This is a genomic window from Achromobacter sp. GW823-FHT04E03 (assembly GCF_058796095.1).
This window is the reverse complement of sequence record NZ_JBXAIJ010000003.1, coordinates 1,123,524-1,145,823: the sequence shown is the minus strand read 5'-3', so window position 1 is coordinate 1,145,823 and position 22,300 is coordinate 1,123,524. Positions and strand designations below refer to the sequence as shown.

Here is a 22,300-nt window from a genome sequence, read left to right as displayed (position 1 = left end):
GTTTCCATGTCCTTCTCCTATGCCCCCCTGATCCCCGCCAAGGCTGAATTCGACGCCGATGGCCGGCTCTACAGCCCCGCTTATGGCGATGTCTACCATTCGCCGTCGGGCGCGCTGGGACAGGCGGAACACGTGTTCCTGCGGGGCAATGGCCTGCCTGAGCGTTGGCGCGGACGCCGCGCATTCACCGTCTGCGAAACGGGTTTCGGACTGGGACTGAACTTCCTGGCTCTCTGGAAGGCATGGCGCGACGATCCGCAGCGCAGCGCCGCGCTGCACGTGGTGTCGCTGGAAGGGCATCCCTTTGAACGCGAGGACTTGGCGGCTCTCTTGACGCGTTATGCGCCCGAGCCCTTGGCCGGTCTGGGGCGACAACTGGCGGCAGCTTGGCCGGTCTTGTTGCCCGGACTGCATCGCCTGGAATTCGAGGGCGGCGCCGTGACGCTGACGCTGGGCTTTGGCGATGCGCAGGTCCTGGCGTCCCGTCTGCGCGTCGGCGTGGACGCGTTCTTCCTGGACGGCTTCGCGCCTGAACGCAATCCGCGGATGTGGGAATTGCCCTTGCTGCGCGACCTTGCCAAGCTTGCGGCGCCCGGCGCCACGCTGGCCACCTGGGCCTGCACCGGCGAATTGCGGCAGGCCTTGCGGACGGCGGGTTTCGAGGCGCGGCGCGCGCCCGGCTACGGCGGCAAATGGCATATGACCGTGGCCACTGCGATTGCCCCTGGAGGCGCGGCCGCGGACGTCCCGCACGCGGAGTCCCGCTACGCCGTGGTGGTGGGAGCGGGGCTGGCGGGAGCCGGCATCGCCCAGGCGCTGGCCGCGCGCGGATGGCGTGTGACCGTGATCGACGCGGGCCGGGCGCAGGGCGCGGCGGCGCACGCAGGGCATGTCGCGGCGGCCTTGACGCCGGTGGTGGCGCGAGACGACAACGCGCGGGCGCGCCTGTCGCGCGCCGGCAGCCTGCGCGCGCTGGCGCGCTGGCAGGGTTTGCCGGCAGGCGCGGCGCCCCTGGTCTGCGGCACGGTCCAGCTTGAGCGCGACGAAGGCCGGTCCGCGGCCTTGGCCGGCACCCTGGAGACCCTGGCCTTTCCCGAACACTGGGTGCGCCAGGTCAGCCGCGACGAAGCCAGCGCCTTGGCCGGCCTGCCGCTGGCGCGCGGCGGCGTGTATTTCGGACAGGGCATGCTGCTGCGGCCAGACTTGCTGATAGAGGCCCTGCTGGCGACCGAGGGCGTCACGGTGCAGCCCGGCGCGGCGGCCAGGGTCGAACGCGCCGGCGCCGGCTGGCGCGTGCGCGATGCGGAGGGCGCTGAACTGGCGCGAGCCGATACCGTCGTTCTGGCCAACGCGTTCGGCGCGCGCGCCGTGCTGGCAGACAGCGGCTTGCTGGATCCCTTGCCGCGCGTGGGCCAGATGCACGCGCTTGCGGGAGAAGTGACGCTGCTGCCTGCGCAGACGCTGCGTGGCGGTCCTCGCTGCATCGTGGGCGGCGAGGGCTATCTGCTGCCCGACGTGGGCTCTGGCTGCGTGGCGGGCAGCACCTATGTGCATGACGCGGCCGAAGCGCGGATCGGCGCCGAGGGCCAGCGTGTCACCCTGGACAAGGCTGCGGGCCTGCTGGGCGGAGGCTTCCCCGAATTCGAATCCCTGGAGCCCGGCAGCCTGCCGGGCTGGGCCGGATGGCGGGCCGTGCTGCCCGGGCGCTTGCCCGCCGTTGGAGAACTACCCCACGCGCCGGGCCTGTGGTTGGCCATCGGCTATGCATCGCGGGGGCTGTCTTGGTCGGCGCTCATGGGAGACCTGATCGCCGCGCGTCTGGCTGGGGAGCCGTCGCCTTTGGAAACCGATCTGGCCCAACTTATTTCGCCACGATGAAAAAAAGCCGAAAGGGGCGCCGGGAGCTTGTCCCGGGTGGCGTAGAATGGCAGGAATTGCCGGGATTTGGCGCCAAATTGGCCTGAGTTGGCCGCGAACCTGGCATTTTGGCGGCTCGACGGCCGCTCCTCTTGGGGGGCGCTGGCCGAAGGCTTTAGACCCCTTTTATGGATGAGATCGCAGTCCAAATGAGGGACCGAGTTTATTTCAAAGCCCAAATCCGTCAAAATAGCGTCTTTTGATGGTTTTTGGCTTAAGCCGGGGGATGCTCTGTGCCGCCCAAGTTCGACTTTGCCCATACTACCCAGCTCGAAAACGTCGAGCTGCTGACGTCCCGCCCCAGTCGCATCGATTTCGACGCGGGCGATGGGTTGCATCTGGTAGTCGAGGCGCATGCGCCTGGCGTCTTTCGCCTGCGCTGCGGCGAGGCTAATCACCTTACCGATGACAAGCCCGGCGCGCGTGCTCGCGCCGTGGCGGAAATGCTGCTCGCGCGCCAGGAGGCCGTGGGCGAAGCCGTTATCGCTCCGCGCGACGACGGGGAGGGCTGGCGGATCACCCAGGGTGACGTCTCCCTGGAAATCCTGTCCAACCCCGTGCGCGTCGCGATCTACCGCAACGACGAACGGGTGTTCGAGTCCGAGGTATCCGCGCATACGCCCGCATTCGGGCACAACGCGCTGGACCAGGCCGACGACGCCGTCTGGACGGCGGGTTTCACGCTGCAGTCCGACGAGCGCATCTATGGCCTGGGCGAAACCCCGGGCGATCTGAACCGCCGCGAAGAATCCGTGGTGTCCGACGACCCCGAGCACCGCGCCCTGCCTTTGGCATGGAGCCCGCGCGGCTGGGGGGTCTACGTCAACACCATGCGCCGCGTCGAACATTCGGTGGGCGTGGCGCCTGCGGATTCCGCCTATGTGCTGACCGTGGACGACGTCGTGCTGGACATGTTCCTGTTCGCTGGCGAACCGGGCGAGATCCTCAATCAGTACACCGCCTTGACCGGCCGCGCGGGCCAGCCTTCGCTGTGGGCGATGGGCGCGTGGCTGCAGCAGGCCCCGGGCGAAATGCCCACGGACACCGTGGCCTTGGTCGCTCGCATGCGCGAAAACCAGATTCCGGTGGATGCCGTGACGCTGGCGCAGCCTGCGGCCTGGGGCTTCCAGTCGGACAAGACGGTTTTCGAATGGGACGCCCAGCGTTTCCCGGACGCCAAGCAGATGCTGGCGCTGTTCCACAAGCACCATGTGCATGTCGCCGCTTCCGGCTTCCCGGGCGTGCTGAAGACCAGCCCGCTGTTCGAGGAACTTGAAGACCGCGGCTGGCTGTTGGCCAAGGACGACGGTTCGGCCCAGGTGTTCGACGGCACCGCCGCCACCTCGGGACAGCCCTACGGCCTGCTGGACCTGACCTACCGCGACATCTACAACCTGTGGGTGGAGCGCCATCGCCAATTGGTCGAAGACGGCCTGGACGCGCCCGCGTGCGACGCCCAGATCGCCATCCCCGACGGCGTCACGGCCCGCAACGGCGAAACCGGTCCTGCGCTGCGCAGCATGTATCCGCTGCTGGTGCGCCGCGCGCTGTTCGATGCGGTCGCCGGCCTGAAGGTGCCGCCGGAAGGCGTGGTGCCCAGCTCCGATCTGTTCCCCGCCGCCCAGCGTCTGCCGTGGCAAGTGGGGCCGCAGGTTGAAAACACCTGGGAAGGGCTGCGTCACACCCTGCGCACCGCGTTGTCGATCGGCGCCAGCGGCTTGCCCGTCCAGGTGCATGGCATCGGCTCGGCCGCGCGCGACCGCGCCGGCATGACGCCCGAGCTGTACCTGCGCTGGCTGACCGCCGGCGTGTTCTCGTCGAACTTCGCTTTCCAGGGCGTGGAAGGCCTGATGCCATGGGACTTCGGCGAAGAAACCCTGGCGCATGCCAAGACCTGGATGCAGTGGCGTTACCGCCTGGTGCCTTACGTGCTTGGCGCCATCGAGGACTCGGCGCGCACCGGCTTGCCGGTGCAGCGTTCCATGGCGATGTCGTTCCCGAACGATCCGCACGCGCATGACTGGGACCTGCAATACCTGCTGGGTCCGGCCCTGCTGGTGGCGCCGGTGACCGAACCCGGCAAGCAGGTGCGCGTGTACCTGCCCAAGGGCGAGGCCTGGTGGGACCTGAACACCGGGCACCGCTACGAAGGCGGCACCACCTGGACCATCGATTGCGAACTGGGCCAGTTCCCGGTTTTCGGCCGCGAAGGGCACATGCTCTGTCTTGGACCGGCGGCGCAGCATACGGGCGAGTTCAACTCGGCCCGCATCCTGGACGAGGTCTGGATGTTCGGCATGCCGGTGCATAACCCGGTCGTCATGCGCAACAAGATACGCGTGATGCAGATGCAAGGCTCCAGCTACATCAAGGGGCTGGAAGGCCTGCGCATCTCTCCGTCCGAGGGCCTGGAAGTCAAGCGCCGCGGCGCGGAAGTCCGCATCTCGCGCGCACGCTGAAAAAGCCGGCTGCGGCCGGTCCGGCACAAAATGGGCAGTCAGGAAGGCTTTCCTTCCTGACTGCCCTTTCCGCGTTATGGCGTGTGCTCCTTAGGGACGCAACCGGGCGCGGGTACGGGCTCTTATATTACTTGTAGTTATAAAAAATGAAAGAAACAGTCGTTCTCTGTAGAAGAGAAAAGATACAAAATCGCTTGCCATGATTCAGATCGAGAACCTATCCAAGACCTACGCCACGCCGCACGGACAATTCCAGGCGCTGCGCGGCATCAACCTGCATATCAAGCAGGGCGAGGTCTTCGGCATCATCGGCCCCAGCGGGGCCGGCAAAAGCACGCTGGTCCAGTGCATCAACTTGCTGGAGCGGCCCAATGAAGGATCGATCGCCATCGGCGGCCAGTCCCTGACCGGCTTGAACGAGGCGCAGTTGCGCGAGCAACGCCGCCGCATCGGCATGGTGTTCCAGGGGTTCAACCTGCTGTCGCGCCGCACGGTGTACGGCAATGTTGCGCTGCCGCTGGAAATTGCCGGCGTGGCCAAGGCCGAGATTCCGGCCCGCGTCGAGCGCCTGCTGGCGCTGGTGGGCCTGGAGCATCTGCGCGACCGCTATCCCAGCCAGATCAGCGGCGGCCAGAAGCAGCGCGTCGGCATTGCCCGCGCCCTGGCCAACAATCCGGACGTGCTGCTCAGCGACGAAGCCACGTCCGCGCTGGATCCGGAAACCACCCACAACATCCTGGCCTTGCTGCGCGACATCAACCGCAAGACCGGCGTGACCGTGGTCATGATCACGCACCAGATGGAAGTCGTGCGCGAGGTCTGCGATCGCGTCGCCGTGCTGTCGCAGGGCGAAGTCGTCGAAATGGGCAGCACGCGCGAAGTGTTCGCGCAGCCGCGCCACGAAGTGACCCGCGCCATGGTGTCGGCCGCCACCGCGTCCGACCTGACCGACGCCACGCTGGCCGCGGTCAAGGAGCGCATCCAGGCGCTTGCCGCCGCCAAGCCGGGCCAGGCCGTGCGTCTGCTGCGCCTGTCGCTGACCGGCACCGACGCGTCGGGCTCCTTCCTGTCCGACCTGTACAAGCAGTATTCGCTGGACGTGGGCCTGATCCAGGCGCGCGTGGAAGACATCCAGGGCGTGGCCGTGGGCACGATGTTCGTGCTGGCCCAAGGCGCGCCCGCATCGGTCAAGGACGCGATTGCCGCGCTGGCCGCCCGTGACATTACCGTTGAAGAAATAGCTCATGAGTCCGCAACTGATCGACCTGCTTATTACGTCGCTGCTTGACACCCTGCTGATGGTGGGCGTGGCCAGCGCCATCGCGGTGGTGATCGGCATTCCGCTGGGCGTGATCCTGACGGTGACGGCCCGCGGCAACATGCTCGAGAACCAGTCCGTCAACCATGTGCTGGGCGCGGTGATCAACGCCACGCGTTCGGTGCCGTTCGTCATCCTGATGGTAGCGATCATCCCGTTCACGCGCCTGGTGGCCCAGACCTCCATCGGCACCACCGCCGCCATCGTGCCCTTGTCGGTCGCCGCGATTCCGTTCATGGCCCGCATCGCCGAAAACGCCATGCGCGAAGTCGACCCGGGGCTGATTACCGCGGCGCGCGCCATGGGCGCGTCGCCCATGCAGATCATCATGAAGGTGCTGCTGCCCGAATCCTTGCCCGGCCTCATCGCAGCCACGGTCGTCACTGTCGTCAGCCTGATCGGTTATTCGGCCATGGCCGGCGCCATCGGCGGAGGCGGCCTGGGCGACCTGGCCATCCGCTACGGCTACCAGCGCTTCCAGTCCGACGTGATGGCCGCAGTCGTCATCGTGCTGATCGTCCTGGTCCAGGTGATCCAGAGCCTGGGCGACCGTTACGTGCGCCGCATCTCGCATCGCTGATCCTGCCGGCGCCGCATCCATTTCTCCTCACTTCCGACATTCGGGATACTGCAACATGAGCATCAAGGTTTTGAAGTCGCTGGCCGCGTTCGCACTCGGCGCCGCCGTTTTCGCCCAGCCCGCGCTGGCCCAGGACAAGCCGCTGAAGATCGGCGTGACCGCCGGCCCGCACGCCCAGATCTTTGATGTGGTGAAGCAGGAAGCCGCCAAGCAGGGCCTGAACATCCAGGTCATCGAATTCACCGACTACGTGCAGCCCAACGTCGCGCTGTCCTCGGGCGACCTCGACGCCAACAGCTACCAGCACCAGCCCTATCTGGACAACGCCAACGCCGACCGCGGCTACAAGCTGGTCAGCATCGCCAAGACGGTGATTTTCCCCATCGGCATCTACAGCAAGAAGATCAAGTCGCTGTCCGAGCTGAAGGAAGGCGCCCGCATTGCGCTGCCGAACGATCCGACCAATGGCGGCCGCGCCCTGCTGTTGCTGCAGGCCAACGGCTTGATCAAGCTGCGTCCCGATGTCGGCCTGAAGGCGACCCCGATCGACGTGGTCGAGAACCCCAAGAAACTGCGCTTCATCGAACTCGACGCTGCTCAGTTGCCGCGCTCGCTGGATGACACCGATGCGTCGGCCGTGAATACCAACTTTGCGCTGGAAGCCGGCCTGAATCCCGCCAAGGACGCCATCGCCCAGGAATCGCCCGACTCGCCGTACGCCAACGTGTTGGTCGTACGTGAAAAGGACAAGGACCGTCCCGAGTTCGCCAAGCTGATCGCCATCTATCACAGCCCGGCCGTGAAGCAGTTCATCGAGACCAAGTACAAGGGCGCGGTGGTGGCCGCCTGGTAAGCCCAGCACCGCCAGCTCCAGGAACGGCCGTCGCGAGCGGCCGTTTTTGTTGCTCGGTGGAAGTTATGGGTTGGGGCCTTGCACCGAATTTTGACAAACGGCGCCAAATCGGCCATAATTTCTGGCTTCGGTCGGGTTGTTAGCTCAGTCGGTAGAGCAGCGGACTTTTAATCCGTTGGTCGCGAGTTCGAGTCTCGCACAACCCACCACCCCAATTCTCGTACAAAGCAATGGCTGTCCAAGCATTGCTGTACTCAAGAAAAACGCCGCTATTTCTAGCGGCGTTTTTTTTGCTTCTTGATCATTGTGGTTCATGACCTGGCTATGGACTCGGCTTGTGGCCGGGTTGAAGCCGCTGCTGGACCGGCGCGCGTTGCAGCCGGTCCATTCGTGTTGCTCTCTTACGTAGAGGCCGCAAACGCGATGAGGGTCGGCTCCGCCATCGGCACATGCCGCGGCGGCTGGGACGATGCCGTCTTGAACACTTCGACCGCATGCAGCAGGTCGCGCGCCTGTTCCGCCATGGAATGCGCCGCGGCAGCTGATTCCTCGACCAATGCCGCGTTCTGCTGTGTCACGGAGTCCAGTTGCGCGATGGCGACGTTGACCTGTTCAATACCGATGGCTTGTTCGCGCGACGCGGTGGCGATCTCTCCTGTTATTGTCTTCATGCGCATCACCGAGGTCACGACGTTCTCCATGTCCTGGCCAGCCCGCGCGGCGAGATCCCGTCCGGCCTGGACCACGGAAGTGGAGGTCTCGATCAGGTCTTTGATTTCCCTTGCGGATGTGGCGCTGCGTTGAGCCAGCGCCCGGACCTCGCCGGCGACCACGGCGAAGCCGCGGCCTTGATCCCCGGCCCTGGCGGCTTCCACCGCAGCGTTCAACGCAAGTATGTTCGTCTGAAATGCAATGCTCTCGATCAGCGACACGATCTGAGCGACCTTTTCGGAGTTGGCGGAAATCTCTGTCATGGCTGCGAGCATCTCGGACACCACGCTGCCAGCTTTCTCGGCTGCCTTGGCTCCTTCAATGGCTACCTCGTCTCCGCTTGCCGCGTTGTCTTGATTCAGTCGCACGGTGGACGTCAGCTGTTCGATGCTGGCGGCTGTCTCTTCCAGAGAGGCGGCCTGCTCCTCGGTACGGTGCGACAGGTCTGCATTGCCTTGGGCAATCTGACCAGCAGCCGTCGAAATCGACGAAGCCGACGATTTGATTGCATCGACGATTCTGGATAGACGTGATCGCATGGATTCCAGACCATGCATCAAGCTGTGGTCATAGCGGGAATCGAGCTGCAGTCGGCTGGTCAGATCGCCATCCGCGATGCTTACCGCCAGGACTTGTGCATCGCCGGGATCGCCACCCAGCTGGCGCAGGATGCTGCGCGCCGTGAGACAGCCAGCAAGCACCCCAAGCAGCAGCGCGATCATGACGGTCGTTCCTACAGCCCATTGCAACTGGTTCGCGAACGTTCGGGTATCCGCCGCGCGTGCGTCGTTGATCTGCGTTTCGAGCGCCGCGAGTGTGGAAAGCGTTTCCTGGAGCACGCGTTGCTTGGGCCGCAGTTCCTCTTCCAGCAGATGTTGCGCGTTCTGGCGGTCGCCGTTCAATCCTTCTTCCATGACACGCACGAACTGCGAACGCATGTCTTGTTGTGCAACGCCGGCGGCGGCGAACAGACGCCTTTCGTCGTTGGTGGTGCCAGAGCGGCTGGAGAACATGCCACCCAGCTTGTCTCGAGATTCGTTGTAGAGTTTCTCCGCTTCATTTGCTCGCAGTAATTCGGCCTTCAGCACCGACGGATCCGTGAGGAGCAGAATGTTGCGGATCGCGATGGCCTGTTCCTGGACTTGGTAGCGCATGTCGATCGCCAGGCGCCGCTGTTCGTTGTTGATCGAGGTGATCTGATAGACATCCTGCTCCAACGCCCGGATGCCAAACGCGCCGAGAACGCCGGACACCAGCAGCGCCACCATGATCATCGCAAAACCCATGGCAAGGCGAGTACGCATCTTCAGCTTTGATGGCTTCATTTCAGTTTCGCTTTCAAAAATGGAATCTCTGTATTCGGTTCACGCTGTCCGGACTATACGGACGCGCTGCGCGCGACAAAAGACAGAAATTTTGTTCCGCCAAGCACTTTTTCCTATTTTGTAGGCGACCGTAGATCACGCCGCGCAAGCCCGCGCGGCGCAGGTGAAAGCCATCCATCGATTTATCGCGCCGGGTTGTCGGACTGCGTGATGACGCAGTTGCGGCCAGAGGCCTTGGCGCGATAGAGCAGTGCGTCCGCTTGCTTCAGCAACGCGTCGATATCGCTGATTTCATCTGCCCGCGCGCAGACCACGCCAAAGCTGCTGGTGATCGACGTTATGGTCCTGCCGTCGGCAGGGACCGTCAGGCGTTCGATGCGGCGGCGCATGCTCTGCGCCATTGCGCTTGCTTGCGCCATGCTGGGAACCGTGCATAGCACCGCGAATTCTTCGCCGCCGATGCGCGCAACGATGTCGGTGCGCCGCCATGTCTGATGGCATGCCTGGGCCACCGCCACCAGCACGTTGTCGCCGCCGGCGTGGCCGTAGGAATCGTTGATCCGCTTGAAATGATCGATGTCGAAGACGATCAAAGTCAGCATCTGTTCCGGCTCATGCAGGCTTGCGCACAAGGCTACGGCGCGGACGTGAAATGCGCGACGGTTGAGCAGCCCCGTGAGGAAGTCTGTCTCCGCCAAGGTCGCCAGATCGGCGATGAGCCGCTCGCGTTCATGCTCTGTCCGGGACTTGGCGATGGCGTCCTCCTTCAATCTCTGAATGGCGTCGAACAGGCCGCGGACTTCCTTCCGATAGCCGGCGCCGGAGATTGGCGCGGGGGCGTTGTCATTGATGGAGTTGATGATTTCGGTCGCCACGACGAATGGTCGTATCAGACGCCAGCGGAACTTGGTGAATCCCCAGGTGGCGGCCAGCAACAGCACGATGGCGACCGCTGTGGTCGTGACCAGTTCCGTCACCGCGTTGACGCGTTGCCGTTCCAGGAGCTTTTCCAATACGCTCAGCACTTCATCGCGGAAGTCGACGATGGATTGCATCAGCGGAACATAACGCTCCTGCGTGCCCGCCTGCGGACTGGGCGAGTCAGCGCTTGAAGGCGGCGTGTGGCGCAAGGTTTCGATGTACTCCAGGCCTGCGCCAAAATACTCAAACTGAACTCGGGGATAAGCGCGCGTCTCGAGGTCCGCATGGGTGGAAAGCTGTACTTCAAGCAACGCACGCAATTGCGAAACGCGTCCAAGCTGCTGTTCGATGCGTTGCGTTTCCAAGTCACTGAGAGGGCGACGCTGAACCTGTGCGGGCATGAAGGAGGATCCCAGCAGGCCGGCTTGTTCGCGCAGGCCTGCAGCAAGCATGGCAATGGTCATGAGGCCGGGGCTTTCGACTTCATGTCGGATCACGACGGCCGAGTTGTCGAGCGCGGTTTCCTCGAGAGCGGGAATGAGCCCGGCCATGATGACCACCACGTCATTCAGCTCTTGCGCGCTGATCAGCGCACGCGGCCTGGCGATGAGCCGATCTGCGGCGGCGCGGTGTTGGACCAGGGTCCGCGCGATGTGCTGGATGGTGGCTCGGACATCCCTGCAACTGTCGCAGCTGCGGGTTCGGTGCAGTTCCAGCAGCTCGGCAATTCTGTTGTCGCTGGCGTTGCGCGCGAGTTGTAGTTCTTGCTGTCTGGCCTCGGATACCGGCTGGCCTTCAATCAGCGCCGCATTCATCGAACCGCGTTCCATCAGGACGGTAGCCATCGCCTCCAGCGTGCCCTGGACGACGCCCAGGCTCGACATGGCATCGCGCGCCGCCGCGTGGGCCCGCCAGCTATGCGTAAGTTGAATGCCTATCAGCGCGCTGACCGGGATGAGCACGCCGATGACATAGGCCACCGTGTAGCGGTTCAGGGATTTCAAAAGAACGGTGCGGACGAAGAGATTTCAACAGGCGGGAGGGATAGCGGCAGACTTGCCGCGTCGCGCGCGATTCACTCCTTGGCTCCGAGCGTGTCCTGCAGTATCACTTTGTTGAGCGCCAGGATGGCGATAAGGCGTTCAAGCCGGTTGCACTCGCTTTCCAGCTTGTTCAGCAACTTCAGTTCAGAGGACGCAAGCCCGTCGTAATGCGTCTTCCACTCGTGGAAAATCGCTACGCTCACGCCCATGCGCTTGCAGATGTCAGACATCGGCGTGCCAAGCGTCGCCTGTCTCAACGCATGCCTGATCTGTTCTTCCGTAAAGCCCAACCGATCCATGTTATGCACCCCCCGTATCCTGAGACGAAGTCAATTCCTTTCAAACCATGAGCGCGTACACCCCGAGCAATCGCTTTGACTCATTGCGTCAAGCTACCTGCAAGCCGCGTAGCGCCTGTAGCACTGCAACCCGGGTTTGTCCCAGCACCATGCCGTGCCAATTCGCCTCGTTGCAATAGAACGCGTCCAGCGTGGTCTGCAGGATGGTCCGCCGCAATTCGTCCGGCGCTTCGGGGTGCGCGTGCAGCCAGTTCCTGCCGCACAACGCATGCACCATGGCGTCGAAACGGACAGCCCCGAAAACAATGGCCATCGACGTCGGCAGCGACAAAGGACAGGCCTGATAAATCAGATCGGCAAGCTGGCCGGAGATATCTACCGACACCGAGTTGCCTTGATAGGGAACGGTGATGTCGCTTCCCCACCACTGGCGTGCGCGCGCCACTTCGGCGTCGTCGTGGCGGCCGGCGTAGAGTTTTTCGCCGTGGCCGCGCGGTCCCCAGCCGGTGTGCACGTCGATCCAGCCGATATGGGTACGCGTACGCGCATGCTCGTGCAGGATACGGCGCAGGTTTTGCAGCGATGCCGCCGGACGGTCACCGCCATAGAACAGGCCGTTGGCGTGCGAATACTGGCCCCGCGAGACCGCTTGCGCGAATGTGGACTGGCCGTGTTCGGCGATGTACTGGGCGATCAGTTGCTGGTTGGATTCCGTGGGGGGCCATTCCTCGGGCAGCAGCAGGTCGTGCAGCCTTGCGTATTCGGGATTTGCCGGTAGCGGTCGTCCGTCGAAGGGCAGTCCGTTGCGGTTCAGGTCGATGTTGTACTCGTCCGTCCGGGCGATCCAGGAATAGCCGTAAGGATTGACCGCATGCACCAGCAGCAAGGCCACGCCGGCCTCTCGTGCGCGGGCCAGCATGACGGTATCGTCGAGCAGCGCGAGCTGGCACCCGGAGCCGCAGAATCCTTCCACTCCCAGCACGGCGGATGTCATGATGAGAATCCGATCGGCGTCGGGGTCGCCGATGTAGGCGACATCGGTGCTCAATGCCTCGCCTTCGCTGCCGGTCTGGTCGATGCCATAGGAGTGGAACGAATCGGCGAGCGGCCTGGCCGCCTGCGCAAAACGCTCGCGCGCCTGGGCGTAGCTGCGGGAAAAGTAGCTCGCGCTGGTTAGCATCAGGCCTCCTGTAAGCCGGACAGGGCTTGCAGAACGGCCACGCGGCTTTGGCCCAGGATCATGCCGTGCCAATCGGCGGCGTTGCAGTAGAACGCATCCAGCGTGGCGCTCAGGATGGCGTCGCGCTTGGCGTCGTCGGCCTCTGGATGGGCAAGCAGCCAGTTGCGGCCGCGCAGCGCTTCGATCATGGCGTCAAGGGGAACGGTGCCGAATTCCAGCGCCATCGGCGTGTGCAAGGCGTCCGGACAAGTCTGGTAGATCAGGCCCGCCAACTGGCCGGTAATGTCCACCGATGCGGAACTGCCTTCGTAGGGAACCGCGATATCGCTGCCCCACCATTGGCGGGCCCTGGCGACCGCGGCAGCGTCGCGGCGGCCCGCGTAGATTTTTTCGCCGTGACCGTGAGGCCCCAATCCTGTATGTACGTCGATCCAGCCGATATGCTTGCTGCGACTGCCGTGCTGTTGCAGGATATGGCGCAGATTCAGTAGCGACGCAGTGGTGTGGTTGCCGCCGTAGAACAGGCCGTCGGCGTGCGTGTACTGCCCGCGGGTCACGACCTGCGCAAAAGCCGCCCGACCATGTTCGGCGACGTAGGCGTCGATGCGCGCGATATTTGCAGCCGTGGGCGGCCATTCCGTGGGCAGCAGCAGATCATGTATCTGCGCATATCCGGAATTCTGCGGCAGGGGGCGTCCGTCGAAGATCTGGTCATTGCGGTTCAGGTCGACATTGTCTTCGTTCGTACGCGCCAGCCAGGAAAACCCGTAAGGGTTGATTGCGTGCACGAGCAGCAACGCCACACCGGCCCTGCGGGCGCGTTCCAGCATGGCGGCGTCGTCCAGCAGGGCCAGTTGGCAGCCCGAGCCGCAAAAGCCTTCCACGCCATGCGTGGCGGAGGTCATGATCAACAGCCGTTCCGCGTCCGGCGGGCCGATCAACGCGACATCGGTTGCCAACGCTTCGCCTGCGCGGCCCGCGGGTTCGATGACGTAGGAGTGAAAGTGCGTGGCCAGTGGTTTGGCCGCGAGCACGAAACGGTGGCGAGCCTCTTCGTAGCTGCGCGAGAAGTAGCTGGAACCGAGCTGCATCAGGCCTCCTGAGCGTCGATGTCGTCGTGGGTGCGGTCGTCGATCCAGAACAGCACCACTGTTGAAAGAGCTATCGCCACCATCAGGAACCACGCCGGCGCCATGGAGTTGCCGGTCACGTGCAGCAGCCAGGTCACGAAGAACTGCGCGAAGCCGCCGAACACGGAGATGCCCAGTCCGTACACGACCGACATGCCCGTCGTGCGTACGGCCTTGGGGAAGAGTTCGGGAAGCATCGTGAATGCCGGCGCCGACTGCAGCGCCACCAGTACCGCAAACAGGGCGACGAGCAACATCAGCCGTTCGGTGCTGGGTGCGGTCATCAGCCACTGGAAGCAGGGCAGCAGGACGATCAGGGTCGCCAGGCGCGACCAGAAGATCACGCGCTTGCGGCCATAGCGGTCCGCAAGCATGCCGACAAATGGCGCAATCAGGAAGCCGACAGCGCCGAACACGACGCTTGCCGACAGCGTGGACGTCGCCGGCAAGCCCAATTCCCGGTTGGCATAGGCTGGCATGTAGAAGCTGAGGATCTGCGTGCTGACCATGCCGCCGATGAGCAACAGGATGCCCTTGAGTATGGTGACCTTGTAGTCGGCGAAGACGCGGCGCAAAGGTTGGTGAGTGGTGGCGCGGTGCGCGGTCGCGCGTTGCGGTTTGCCGGTGTTTTGAGGCGAGCTGGTCAGCGTTTCTTCGAGGTTCCGGCGGATGTAGGCGCCCACGGGCACGGTCAGGATGCCGATCACGAATGGCACGCGCCAGCCCCAGGCCTGCATCTGTTCCGTTGTCAGCCCCATGGTCAGCAGCGTCACGACCAGTGCGCCAAGCATTACGCCCAGCGACTGGCTGCCGAACTGCCAACTGGAATAGAAGGCGCGCTTGCCTCGTGGCGCATGTTCAACCAGCAGGGTGGTGGAGGCGCCGACCTCGCCGCCCGCGGCGAAGCCCTGGATCAGTCGGGCCAGCACCATCATGACCGGGCCGACCATGCCCATTTGCGCATACGTGGGGGCCACGGCGATCAAGGCACAGCCCAGGCCCATCATCCACAGCGTCAGCGTCATGGCCGCACGGCGGCCGTGGCGGTCGGCATAGGAGCCGATGAGCATGCCGCCCACGGGGCGCATCAGGAATCCGACGCCAAAGGTGGCGGTGGTCAAGAGCAATTGGCCGTAGCCCGAGGCGGCCGGGAAGAACAGCGGGCCGAGCACCAGCATCAGAAAGGTGAAAACGGTGAAATCGAAGAATTCAAGTGCGTTGCCGATGGTGGTGCCAGCGATGACGCGCCGGCGCATGGACGGCGTGTGGAGCGCGTTGGACGCGGTCGCTGCGATTGCGATAGACATGGTTTCCCCTGGTGTCTGGTGAGAGGTGCGCCGATCCGTGGTCCCGGGCCTTGGGCTCGCCTCTCGAAGGGCACTATACGGATGCCCTTGGATAAGAAAAAGAAAGAAAATTCGATTTGGTGAACACTTTTTTATATAGAGCAGCCTCCCTTTCCCCCAGTGTTTTGATCCGGTCGCCAACATGGAATGGCGATTCAGATTCGGGGCGTCACGCCACAGGCGCGTCAGTGTCGTCATGGGGCGGCCACGCCGATCGGCAGGCATGGTTTTCCCTGGTGTCTCTCGGGGGGGCGCGGTCTGTGCATCCGGGTCTCGGCCCCCCTTCTTTGAGAGGCACTATAAGGACGCCTTGAAATAAGAAAAAGACAGGATTTGCGTTCTAATGAATACTTTTCCTTATAGGGCGGGTGACCTGGAAAGTCCTGCGCATATACCCCGGGGGCGAATCGTGCCTTGCATGAATGGTGGCCGCGCCGGTGGCGGCGTTCCTGCCGCAGGCTGCCGGTGAATTCCGCGCGAGCACATCTGTGCGCCGCTGCTATATGGTTGCCATAGAATGAAAAACCGAAGTTGCGCGCAGTGATCTGTCCTTTTGTATTCCGCAAAAGTCCGCCGGAGCCGAACGCATGAACCTACGCCAATTGCGCGCCTTCGCGTTGATCGCCGAGCACGGCAGCATCCGCGCCGCGGCGCGAGCGCTCTCCGTGACGCAGCCCGCCGCGACCCGCAGCTTGCGCGAACTCGAACAGACCGTGGGGGTCGATCTCGTGCGCCGCAGCGTCAAGGGTGTGGAGCTGACTACCTACGGCGAGGCGCTGTACAAACGGGCCATCGTCATCCTGCAGGAGACCCGCCGCGCGCGTGAGGAAATCGGTCAGATGCGCGATGGTGAAGGCGGTACGTTGAACCTGGCCGTGAGTTCGGCGGCGCTGGTCGTCGTGCCGGACGCGCTGGTTGCATTCCGCGCGCGCATGCCGCGCGTGGCGGTTTCGTTCAATGAAGTGGCGCCGCCTTACAGCCATGAGCAGCTGGAGTCCGGACGCTACGATTTTCTGGTGCAAACCGAGTACGACGGCGAGATCATCGACGGTTTCGCGCATCGTCCGCTGTTCACGCTGCCGCTCGCGGTCGGCGCGCGTCTGGGGCATCCGCTGCGCAAGGCGCGCAGCCTGGCTGAGTTGCATGACGCGCCCTGGCTCGTGCCGGGTAACCCGGAAGCCCCCACAAACCTGCTGAGGCTGGCTTTCGCCGCGCACGGCCTGTCTTTGCCGCGCGACACCATTTCCTGCCATTCGGTGGCAGTGGCGTTGGCCATCATGGCAAAAAGCGATGCGCTGGGCATTTTCGTACGCCCTTTGTTCGAGCATGACCTCCTGCCGGCGAACATGCGCATGATGCCGTTGGCGCATGAGTTGCCTTCTGCCCGCATTTCGATCCTGGCAAAAAAGGAGTCGCCGCCCACGCCGGCCGCCGAGTGCTTCATCGATTGCCTGATCGCCACACGGGACTCCATGTTCGCTGCCTCCAAGGAAGGGCGGTCCAGCGCGCAAAAATCCGGTCTCATGGACTCCGCGGGACTGGCCCTGCCGTGATGCCGGCTGTCGCCCGGAATTTGGGTCAGCGCGCCGGCCTGCCGCGCTTGGGAAGGCTCGCGCCCAGCAGCGCCATGAGCTCCCGATGGTTGCGCACGCCCAGATGCTGGAAGGCCCGGTAGCGATAGGTCAGGGCAGTGGTCTCGGACACGCCCATTTCCAGGGCTGCTTCCTTGGTGGTCAGTCCGTCGAGCACATGCGTGATCAGTTGCCGTTCGCGGCCCGATAGCTTGGTCAAGAGTTGTACCTGCAGCGGCTGGTCCGCGGGCGCGCGCCGGGTCACCTGGACATGGCGCATGACTGCCGCCGCGATCAGCGACGCGTGTTGCGACATGCGCTCGAAGTCCTTGGGACCGTAGTCCGGATACGAAAAGTTCCGGTGCAGACTGACCGCCACCCGGTAGCCGTCAGGGAACACGGCCAGCAGCGACATGCGTTCGCGTATGCCGGGCTCGTCATAGCAGACGCGGCGGTAGTGGGCATCGGCGACCTCTTCGGCGAATTGATGCCCGATCCAGAGTTGGCGCGCTTTGGCGGGTTTGCGCCGGGACAGCCAGATCATGTTGGAGTCCTGCTTGTCGAAGCCCAGGCGCATGTATTCGATGGCGGTCAGCGTTGCGACTTCACCGATGGCGCTGGCGCTCGAAACGGCTTCCACACGCCCGCTGCTGCGCAGCGCAAACACCGTGCAATGACTGGCGGGCAAGGTGGTGCCCAGCGCGTCCAGCACCCCGGCGGCGAAGTTTTCGGCGCCGATTGCATTCATCAGTGCAATGCTCAGCGCCTGGCCGGGAGGAAGGGGCCGCGGCGGCAGCGGCAGCAATTTCATAGCGGGTTAGTCTGTCCTGATTAATTAGGACATATTAACCAGTCCGGCCCCGCAGAATATGACGCAAGCCAACACGGCCTTTTTTTTATGACACGTTCAGGACTTGCGCATGCCCTTGGAAAGAATCGGACCCTTCGAGTACCGGCGCTACCCGCCGTCGCTGCCCCGGCTCAACGCGGAAGGCGGTGAGGCCCGGCATCATCGCGTGCTGATTGCGGGCGGCGGTCCGGTGGGGCTGGCGGCCGCGCTGGGTCTGGCCCGACTGGGCCTGGACAGCGTGGTGATCGAGGCCGACGACTCGGTCTGCGAGGGTAGCCGCGCGGCCTGTATTTCGCGGCGCAGCCTGGAAATTCTGGACCGCCTGGGCGTGGCGCCGGCCTTCATGGAAAAAGGCCTGGCGTGGACCCGGGGCCGCAGCTTTTACGGCACCGAGGAGGTGCTGGCGTTCGACATGCCGTCGACGCCGGGCGACAAGTACCCGCCGATGATCAATCTGCAGCAGTACTACATCGAACAGTTCCTGCTGGACGCCATTGACGACATCAATGGCCGCTTCCCGGGGCGGGTCGATATCCGTTGGGCCAGCAAGGTGGTCGAATGCCGTCCCGACGCCGGGGGCGTGAGCGTGCGGGTCGAAAATCCGCTTGGCAGCTACGAGACGCGCGCCGACTGGCTGCTGGCCTGCGATGGTGGCCAGAGCTTCATACGCTCCAGCCTGGGTCTGGAACTGAAGGGTACGGGCTATCAAGGCCGCTACGCGATCGTCGATATCGAGCTCGCCAGCGACCATCCTGCGGAGCGCCGCGCCTGGTTCGACCCGCCCTGGGCGCGCGGGACCACCATCCTGATGCATCGCCAGCCGGACAACATCTGGCGGGTGGACTATCAACTGGCGGCCGGCGCGGATGCCGCGCAAGCCTTGCAGCCGGATCAGGTGCAGGCATTCGTGCAGACGCATCTGGACGCCATCGGCGAAGGACATCTGCCCTGGACGCCGGTGTGGACTTCGGTGTACCGCGCGGGCGCGATGACGCTGGATGCCTATCGGCATGGCCGCATCCTGTTCGCTGGCAACGCCGCGCATGCCATGCCGATTTTCGGCGTGCGCGGCTTGAATTCAGGTTTCGACGATGCCGACAACCTGGTCTGGAAGCTGGCGGCCGTGCTGCAAGGCAAGGGCGCGGATGCTCTGCTGGACAGCTATTGCGGCGAACGGCGGCAGGCGTTCCACATCAATGCCGAGAACGCCATGCGCAGTACCGAGTTCATGTCGCCGCCGCATCGCGGCTTCGATCTGATGCGCGAGGCCTGCCTGTCGCTGGCGGGCCGGCATCCGGGCATCGCGCGTCTGGTCAATCCGCGGCAGACGCGAGCCATCGCCTATGCGGGATCGCCCTTGTCGACGGATGACGAGGGCGGGGGCGATTGGGCGCCAGGCGCGCCGCTGGCGGACGGCGGGACGGCGGGCGGCGGGCACCTGACCGATCTGCTGACGCCTGGCAGTTTCACTTTGTTGGCGTTCGGCGGCTGGCCGGAACAGGAGGCGCTGGAAGCGCTGACGGCTTCGCCTGCGTGGCGGTTTCTGCCTTGCCGTTGTGCCGCGCCTGCGGCGCACGCGGAGTCGCCGCAGGCCGGCATGGCCTATCTGTTGCGGCCCGACGGCCATGTCTGCGGCCGGTGGCGTTCGCCATCGCTGGACACCGTGCTGTCCGCCATCGAACGCGCCTGCGGGGCGCAAGGAGCCATTCAATGATTGTCGACGCCGCGGTCCAGGACCGTATCTATGCCCGCTGCAGCAACGCCATCGCGACCGCCGGGCGCGGGCGTGAGTCCTTGTTTCTGGCGCGCCTGGCCCTGCTGTTGTTCGAGCAGGTCCAGGACGAGCAGCGTTGCCTGGACGCCATCGAGCACGCCTTGCTTGACCTGCCCAATCCTTCGCTTTCAGCCGACTGACCGGCGACGACCATTCCAAAGGAGACAGACTTGAACCGACGCCATTTCCTCGCGGCGCTGGGGGCCACGGCCCTGGCCGCCGCCACGCCGCTGGCCCGCGCCCAGGGCAAGTATCCCGACCAACTGATCAAGTGGGTGGTGCCGTATCCCGCGGGCGGAGGCACCGACAACCTCGCGCGCACGCTGGCCGAGTCCATGCGCGCCGCGCTGGGCCAGCAGATCATCATCGACAACCGGCCGGGGGCCGCGACCAATATCGGCGCGGAGCAGGTCGCCAACGCCAAGCCCGACGGCTACACCGTCATGTCGGCGGACAACGGCGTGCTGGCCTTTAACGAGCACCTGTTCCGCAAGCTGGCCTTCAGTCCGGAAAAGGACTTCAGCTATATCGGCGCGATCGGCAAGTTTCCGCTGGTGCTGGTGGTGAATCCGGCGTTTCCGGCTGCGGACTTCAAGGCGTTCATGGCGCGCGTGCAGGCTGAGCCGGGCAAGGTGGACTACGCTTCGGTCGGCAACGGCTCGCCGCATCATCTGGCCATGGAGCTGTTCCAGAGCCGGACCGGCGCCCGTCTGACCCACGTGCCTTACCGCGGCGCTGCGCCCGCCATGCAGGACGTGATGGGCGGGCAGGTGCCGGTAATGTTCCTGGACCTGGCTTCGGGCGCGTCCATCATCAAGGCCGGCAAGGTGCGGCCGCTGGCCATCGGCTCGCAGGCCCGTTCTCCGCTGCTGCCGGATGTGCCGACGCTGGCCGAACTGGGCGTGCCGGACGCCGAGGTGTTCGCGTTCCAGGGCATGCTCGGCCCCAAGGGCATGCCGGCGCCAGCGGTCGCGCGCCTGAACCAGGAGCTGAATGCGGCGCTGGCCAATCCCGCCGTGGTGAAACGCTTTGCCGAGTTCGGCTTCGAGCCGCTGCCCGGAACGCCTGATGAATTCAGGACTCTGGCGCGCGCCGAATCGGCGCGCTGGGGCGAAGTCATCCGCGCCAACAAGATCTCGCTCGATTGAGGAATCGCATGGACCATACCGCCGCTCGTCCCGTGCAGGGACTGCATCACTTCGCCTGGCGCTGCCGGGATGCCGAGGAGACCCGACGCTTCTACGAAGACCTGTTGGGCTTGCCGCTGGTGCATGTCATCAAGAAGGACTCCGTGCCCAGCACCGGTGAATTCTGCCCCTATGTGCATATTTTTTTCCGCATGCGGGACGGCTCCTGCATCGCGTTTTTCGACCTGGGTGACCAGACCGCGGCGCTGCCATCGCCGAACACGCCCGGGTGGGTCAATCACATAGCCCTGCGGGTGCCGCAGCGCGACGATCTGCTTGCCATGAAGGCGCGGCTGGAGGCCCATGGCGTGGAAGTGGTCGGCGTTACGGACCACGACAGCTACATCGAATCGATCTATTTCTTCGATCCCAACGGCCTGCGGCTGGAGCTGACGGTCGAAGTGGCCGCGCCCGAAGTCGTCGAGGGTTACGTGCGGGAGGCCCGCGCGGCGCTGGACCGCTGGACCGAGGACAAGCGGGGCGCCGCGGCGGCGCCGGGGAGACTGGCATGACCAAGCCTGCCTTGCCATTGCGCGTGGCGACGCGCAGGAACGGCACGCGTGACGGCGAGCTGATGCTGGTGAGCCCGTCGGGCCTGCGATGGATATCCGCGGGGAGCTGCGCCGCTACGCTGCAAACCCTGCTGGATGATTGGGATGCGCTGGCGCCGCAGCTCGCCCGCCGCGCGCAGGAGCTCGACGCCGCCGAGTGGGCGGGCGCGGGCGCGTTCGACGCCAGCCAGTGCATGGCCCCGTTGCCACGGGCCTATCAGTGGGCGGATGCCTCCGTCTACCGCAATCATGCGCGCTTGATCTACCAGTGGCGCCGGGAGCCCATCCCGCCGCGCTACGAAGAGGAGCCGCTGGTGTACCAGGGCGGGTCGGACGTGATGATCGGGCCGCAGGACGCCATCGTGGCGATCGACGAGGCCCATCAGGTCGACCTGGAAGCCGAGGTCGCCGTGATCACCAAGGATGTGCCCATGGGCACCGATGCCGCCCGGGCCGCCGATTTGATCGCGCTGGTGGTCCTGCTCAACGACGTGTCACTGCGCGGGCTGATTCCGGGTGAGCTCTCCAAGGGCTTTGGGTTCTACCAGAGCAAGCCGGCGACCAGCTTTGCGCCCATCGCGGTGACGCCGGACGCGCTGGGCGCCGCCTGGAAGGATTGCATGCTGGACCTGCCCGTGCGCATCGAGATCAACGGCGAGCGCTTTGGCGAGCCTCACGCCAATAGCGAGATCGTCTTCAACTTCGCACAGATCATCGCGCACCTTGCCAGGACGCGCAGCCTGGCGGCAGGCAGCATCATCGGCGCGGGGACCATCAGCAATGCGGATCCGGGCGCGGGCAGCGCCTGCATTACCGAAGCGCGGGTTCGCGCGCAGCTTGACGGAGTGCCGGAAGCGCGGCTGCCGCCCTACCTGCGGCATGGCGATCGCGTGCGCATCCTGGCGCGCGGACCGGATGGCGATGCGCCGTTCGGCGCCATCGACCAACGTGTGCAAATCGCAGGAGGAGGGCGCTGACGGCGGAGATTTCAGGACAGGGTGCGCGCCGGCATGGCCGACAGATCGTGCAGGTTCAGGCCGCAGCTGCGGGCGCGCTCCGCCATCAATTCGCTATGGGCCAGGGCGCGCCGGCTTTCGTCCAGCAGCACGTCGAGCTGTTCCTGCAGGCTGGCCGCCATGGTCCAGGCGCGTTCGGAGAACCGGGCCGAGAAGCTGTCGGCACAGGTCTTGCAGATGGCTGCACCGTTCTGTTCGAGCAGCGGGGCGCCTTGCGCAAGCGTCGATTGGCAAAAAATGCAGGCGAGTGCGCGATTCATGCTGGGCGG

Annotated in this window: 19 protein-coding genes and 1 tRNA gene; 12 read left to right on the top strand and 8 right to left on the bottom strand. The window is 64.7% G+C overall.

Annotation, left to right across the window (positions count from 1 at the left end; translation table 11 throughout):
• The first annotated feature begins 6 nt into the window (after window positions 1–6).
• The 6 genes from mnmC (at window position 7) to AC1RHV_RS24875 (ending at window position 7,336) form a co-directional block, all read left to right on the top strand.
• Window positions 7–1,878, top strand: a complete 1,872-nt coding sequence (gene mnmC, locus AC1RHV_RS24900; protein ID WP_492302203.1) for a bifunctional tRNA (5-methylaminomethyl-2-thiouridine)(34)-methyltransferase MnmC2/FAD-dependent 5-carboxymethylaminomethyl-2-thiouridine(34) oxidoreductase MnmC1 — start codon at window positions 7–9, stop codon at window positions 1,876–1,878.
• Window positions 1,879–2,150: 272 nt separating this feature from the next.
• A complete protein-coding gene (locus AC1RHV_RS24895) occupies window positions 2,151–4,376 on the top strand; it encodes a glycoside hydrolase family 31 protein (protein ID WP_054457579.1) in 2,226 nt (741 codons plus the stop codon).
• Between the two features lie 199 nt (window positions 4,377–4,575).
• Window positions 4,576–5,664 (top strand): methionine ABC transporter ATP-binding protein, encoded by a 1,089-nt coding sequence (locus tag AC1RHV_RS24890; protein ID WP_054457578.1) that lies wholly within the window; start codon window positions 4,576–4,578, stop codon window positions 5,662–5,664.
• Window positions 5,621–6,274, top strand: a complete 654-nt coding sequence (locus AC1RHV_RS24885) for a methionine ABC transporter permease (RefSeq protein WP_042796433.1) — start codon at window positions 5,621–5,623, stop codon at window positions 6,272–6,274. The genes AC1RHV_RS24890 and AC1RHV_RS24885 overlap by 44 nt, the downstream gene beginning before the upstream one ends.
• Before the next feature lie 55 nt (window positions 6,275–6,329).
• Window positions 6,330–7,127 carry a MetQ/NlpA family ABC transporter substrate-binding protein gene (locus AC1RHV_RS24880; protein ID WP_054457577.1) on the top strand — a complete coding sequence of 266 codons (798 nt, stop codon included), beginning with the start codon at window positions 6,330–6,332 and terminating at the stop codon, window positions 7,125–7,127.
• 133 nt (window positions 7,128–7,260) lie between these two features.
• Window positions 7,261–7,336, top strand: a tRNA-Lys gene (locus tag AC1RHV_RS24875).
• A gap of 192 nt (window positions 7,337–7,528) precedes the next feature.
• On the opposite strand, the gene AC1RHV_RS24870 is transcribed toward AC1RHV_RS24875, so the two are convergent.
• The 6 genes from AC1RHV_RS24870 to AC1RHV_RS24845 all read right to left on the bottom strand — a co-directional run bounded on the left by AC1RHV_RS24870 (window position 7,529) and on the right by AC1RHV_RS24845 (window position 15,043).
• Window positions 7,529–9,163: a methyl-accepting chemotaxis protein gene (locus AC1RHV_RS24870; RefSeq protein ID WP_492302202.1), complete on the bottom strand. Its 1,635-nt coding sequence runs from the start codon at window positions 9,161–9,163 to the stop codon at window positions 7,529–7,531.
• Window positions 9,164–9,345: 182 nt separating this feature from the next.
• Window positions 9,346–11,088 carry a GGDEF domain-containing protein gene (locus AC1RHV_RS24865; RefSeq protein ID WP_175163500.1) on the bottom strand — a complete coding sequence of 581 codons (1,743 nt, stop codon included), beginning with the start codon at window positions 11,086–11,088 and terminating at the stop codon, window positions 9,346–9,348.
• A 71-nt stretch (window positions 11,089–11,159) separates the two neighbouring features.
• Window positions 11,160–11,426: a transposase gene (locus AC1RHV_RS24860; protein ID WP_175163501.1), complete on the bottom strand. Its 267-nt coding sequence runs from the start codon at window positions 11,424–11,426 to the stop codon at window positions 11,160–11,162.
• A gap of 88 nt (window positions 11,427–11,514) precedes the next feature.
• Window positions 11,515–12,606 (bottom strand): M14 family metallopeptidase, encoded by a 1,092-nt coding sequence (locus AC1RHV_RS24855; RefSeq protein WP_119451418.1) that lies wholly within the window; start codon window positions 12,604–12,606, stop codon window positions 11,515–11,517.
• On the bottom strand, window positions 12,606–13,697 hold the full coding sequence (locus tag AC1RHV_RS24850; protein ID WP_492302201.1) for a M14 family metallopeptidase: 1,092 nt from the start codon (window positions 13,695–13,697) through the stop codon (window positions 12,606–12,608). Before AC1RHV_RS24850 ends, AC1RHV_RS24855 begins: the two co-directional genes overlap by 1 nt.
• On the bottom strand, window positions 13,697–15,043 hold the full coding sequence (locus tag AC1RHV_RS24845; RefSeq protein ID WP_125472049.1) for an MFS transporter: 1,347 nt from the start codon (window positions 15,041–15,043) through the stop codon (window positions 13,697–13,699). The genes AC1RHV_RS24850 and AC1RHV_RS24845 overlap by 1 nt, the downstream gene beginning before the upstream one ends.
• A 626-nt stretch (window positions 15,044–15,669) precedes the next feature.
• Between AC1RHV_RS24845 and AC1RHV_RS24840 the strand changes: the two genes are divergently transcribed.
• Window positions 15,670–16,635 (top strand): LysR substrate-binding domain-containing protein, encoded by a 966-nt coding sequence (locus tag AC1RHV_RS24840; RefSeq protein ID WP_054457570.1) that lies wholly within the window; start codon window positions 15,670–15,672, stop codon window positions 16,633–16,635.
• Window positions 16,636–16,660: 25 nt separating this feature from the next.
• Here AC1RHV_RS24840 and AC1RHV_RS24835 read toward each other — a convergent pair whose 3' ends face one another.
• Window positions 16,661–17,401 (bottom strand): helix-turn-helix transcriptional regulator, encoded by a 741-nt coding sequence (locus AC1RHV_RS24835; RefSeq protein WP_225589009.1) that lies wholly within the window; start codon window positions 17,399–17,401, stop codon window positions 16,661–16,663.
• 172 nt (window positions 17,402–17,573) lie between these two features.
• Between AC1RHV_RS24835 and AC1RHV_RS24830 the strand changes: the two genes are divergently transcribed.
• The 5 genes from AC1RHV_RS24830 to AC1RHV_RS24810 are packed head-to-tail and all read left to right on the top strand — an operon-like array spanning window position 17,574 to window position 21,992.
• Complete coding sequence (locus tag AC1RHV_RS24830; protein ID WP_492302200.1) at window positions 17,574–19,217, top strand: FAD-dependent monooxygenase; 1,644 nt, start codon at window positions 17,574–17,576, stop codon at window positions 19,215–19,217.
• Window positions 19,214–19,417 carry a hypothetical protein gene (locus AC1RHV_RS24825; RefSeq protein WP_054457567.1) on the top strand — a complete coding sequence of 68 codons (204 nt, stop codon included), beginning with the start codon at window positions 19,214–19,216 and terminating at the stop codon, window positions 19,415–19,417. Before AC1RHV_RS24830 ends, AC1RHV_RS24825 begins: the two co-directional genes overlap by 4 nt.
• 30 nt (window positions 19,418–19,447) lie before the next feature.
• A complete protein-coding gene (locus AC1RHV_RS24820; protein WP_492302199.1) occupies window positions 19,448–20,425 on the top strand; it encodes a Bug family tripartite tricarboxylate transporter substrate binding protein in 978 nt (325 codons plus the stop codon).
• An 8-nt stretch (window positions 20,426–20,433) separates the two neighbouring features.
• On the top strand, window positions 20,434–20,976 hold the full coding sequence (locus AC1RHV_RS24815) for a VOC family protein (RefSeq protein ID WP_054457565.1): 543 nt from the start codon (window positions 20,434–20,436) through the stop codon (window positions 20,974–20,976).
• Entirely contained in the window at window positions 20,973–21,992 is a 1,020-nt protein-coding gene (locus AC1RHV_RS24810; RefSeq protein ID WP_492302198.1) for a fumarylacetoacetate hydrolase family protein, read from the top strand. Before AC1RHV_RS24815 ends, AC1RHV_RS24810 begins: the two co-directional genes overlap by 4 nt.
• Window positions 21,993–22,003: 11 nt before the next feature.
• On the opposite strand, the gene AC1RHV_RS24805 is transcribed toward AC1RHV_RS24810, so the two are convergent.
• Complete coding sequence (locus AC1RHV_RS24805; protein ID WP_119451420.1) at window positions 22,004–22,291, bottom strand: MSHA biogenesis protein MshH; 288 nt, start codon at window positions 22,289–22,291, stop codon at window positions 22,004–22,006.
• Window positions 22,292–22,300 lie beyond the last annotated feature (9 nt).

What these genes read in the sequence shown, in the direction of transcription:
- AC1RHV_RS24855 (WP_119451418.1), bottom strand. Translation starts at nt 12,606, where the DNA reads ATGCTAACCAGCGCGAGCTACTTTTCCCGCAGCTACGCCCAGGCGCGC.
- AC1RHV_RS24880 (WP_054457577.1), top strand. Translation starts at nt 6,330, where the DNA reads ATGAGCATCAAGGTTTTGAAGTCGCTGGCCGCGTTCGCACTCGGCGCC.
- AC1RHV_RS24810 (WP_492302198.1), top strand. Translation starts at nt 20,973, where the DNA reads ATGACCAAGCCTGCCTTGCCATTGCGCGTGGCGACGCGCAGGAACGGC.
- AC1RHV_RS24825 (WP_054457567.1), top strand. Translation starts at nt 19,214, where the DNA reads ATGATTGTCGACGCCGCGGTCCAGGACCGTATCTATGCCCGCTGCAGC.
- AC1RHV_RS24850 (WP_492302201.1), bottom strand. Translation starts at nt 13,697, where the DNA reads ATGCAGCTCGGTTCCAGCTACTTCTCGCGCAGCTACGAAGAGGCTCGC.
- AC1RHV_RS24830 (WP_492302200.1), top strand. Translation starts at nt 17,574, where the DNA reads ATGCCCTTGGAAAGAATCGGACCCTTCGAGTACCGGCGCTACCCGCCG.
- AC1RHV_RS24870 (WP_492302202.1), bottom strand. Translation starts at nt 9,163, where the DNA reads ATGAAGCCATCAAAGCTGAAGATGCGTACTCGCCTTGCCATGGGTTTT.
- AC1RHV_RS24840 (WP_054457570.1), top strand. Translation starts at nt 15,670, where the DNA reads ATGAACCTACGCCAATTGCGCGCCTTCGCGTTGATCGCCGAGCACGGC.
- AC1RHV_RS24890 (WP_054457578.1), top strand. Translation starts at nt 4,576, where the DNA reads ATGATTCAGATCGAGAACCTATCCAAGACCTACGCCACGCCGCACGGA.
- AC1RHV_RS24805 (WP_119451420.1), bottom strand. Translation starts at nt 22,291, where the DNA reads ATGAATCGCGCACTCGCCTGCATTTTTTGCCAATCGACGCTTGCGCAA.
- AC1RHV_RS24845 (WP_125472049.1), bottom strand. Translation starts at nt 15,043, where the DNA reads ATGTCTATCGCAATCGCAGCGACCGCGTCCAACGCGCTCCACACGCCG.
- AC1RHV_RS24835 (WP_225589009.1), bottom strand. Translation starts at nt 17,401, where the DNA reads ATGAATGCAATCGGCGCCGAAAACTTCGCCGCCGGGGTGCTGGACGCG.
- AC1RHV_RS24815 (WP_054457565.1), top strand. Translation starts at nt 20,434, where the DNA reads ATGGACCATACCGCCGCTCGTCCCGTGCAGGGACTGCATCACTTCGCC.
- mnmC (WP_492302203.1), top strand. Translation starts at nt 7, where the DNA reads ATGTCCTTCTCCTATGCCCCCCTGATCCCCGCCAAGGCTGAATTCGAC.
- AC1RHV_RS24885 (WP_042796433.1), top strand. Translation starts at nt 5,621, where the DNA reads ATGAGTCCGCAACTGATCGACCTGCTTATTACGTCGCTGCTTGACACC.
- AC1RHV_RS24860 (WP_175163501.1), bottom strand. Translation starts at nt 11,426, where the DNA reads ATGGATCGGTTGGGCTTTACGGAAGAACAGATCAGGCATGCGTTGAGA.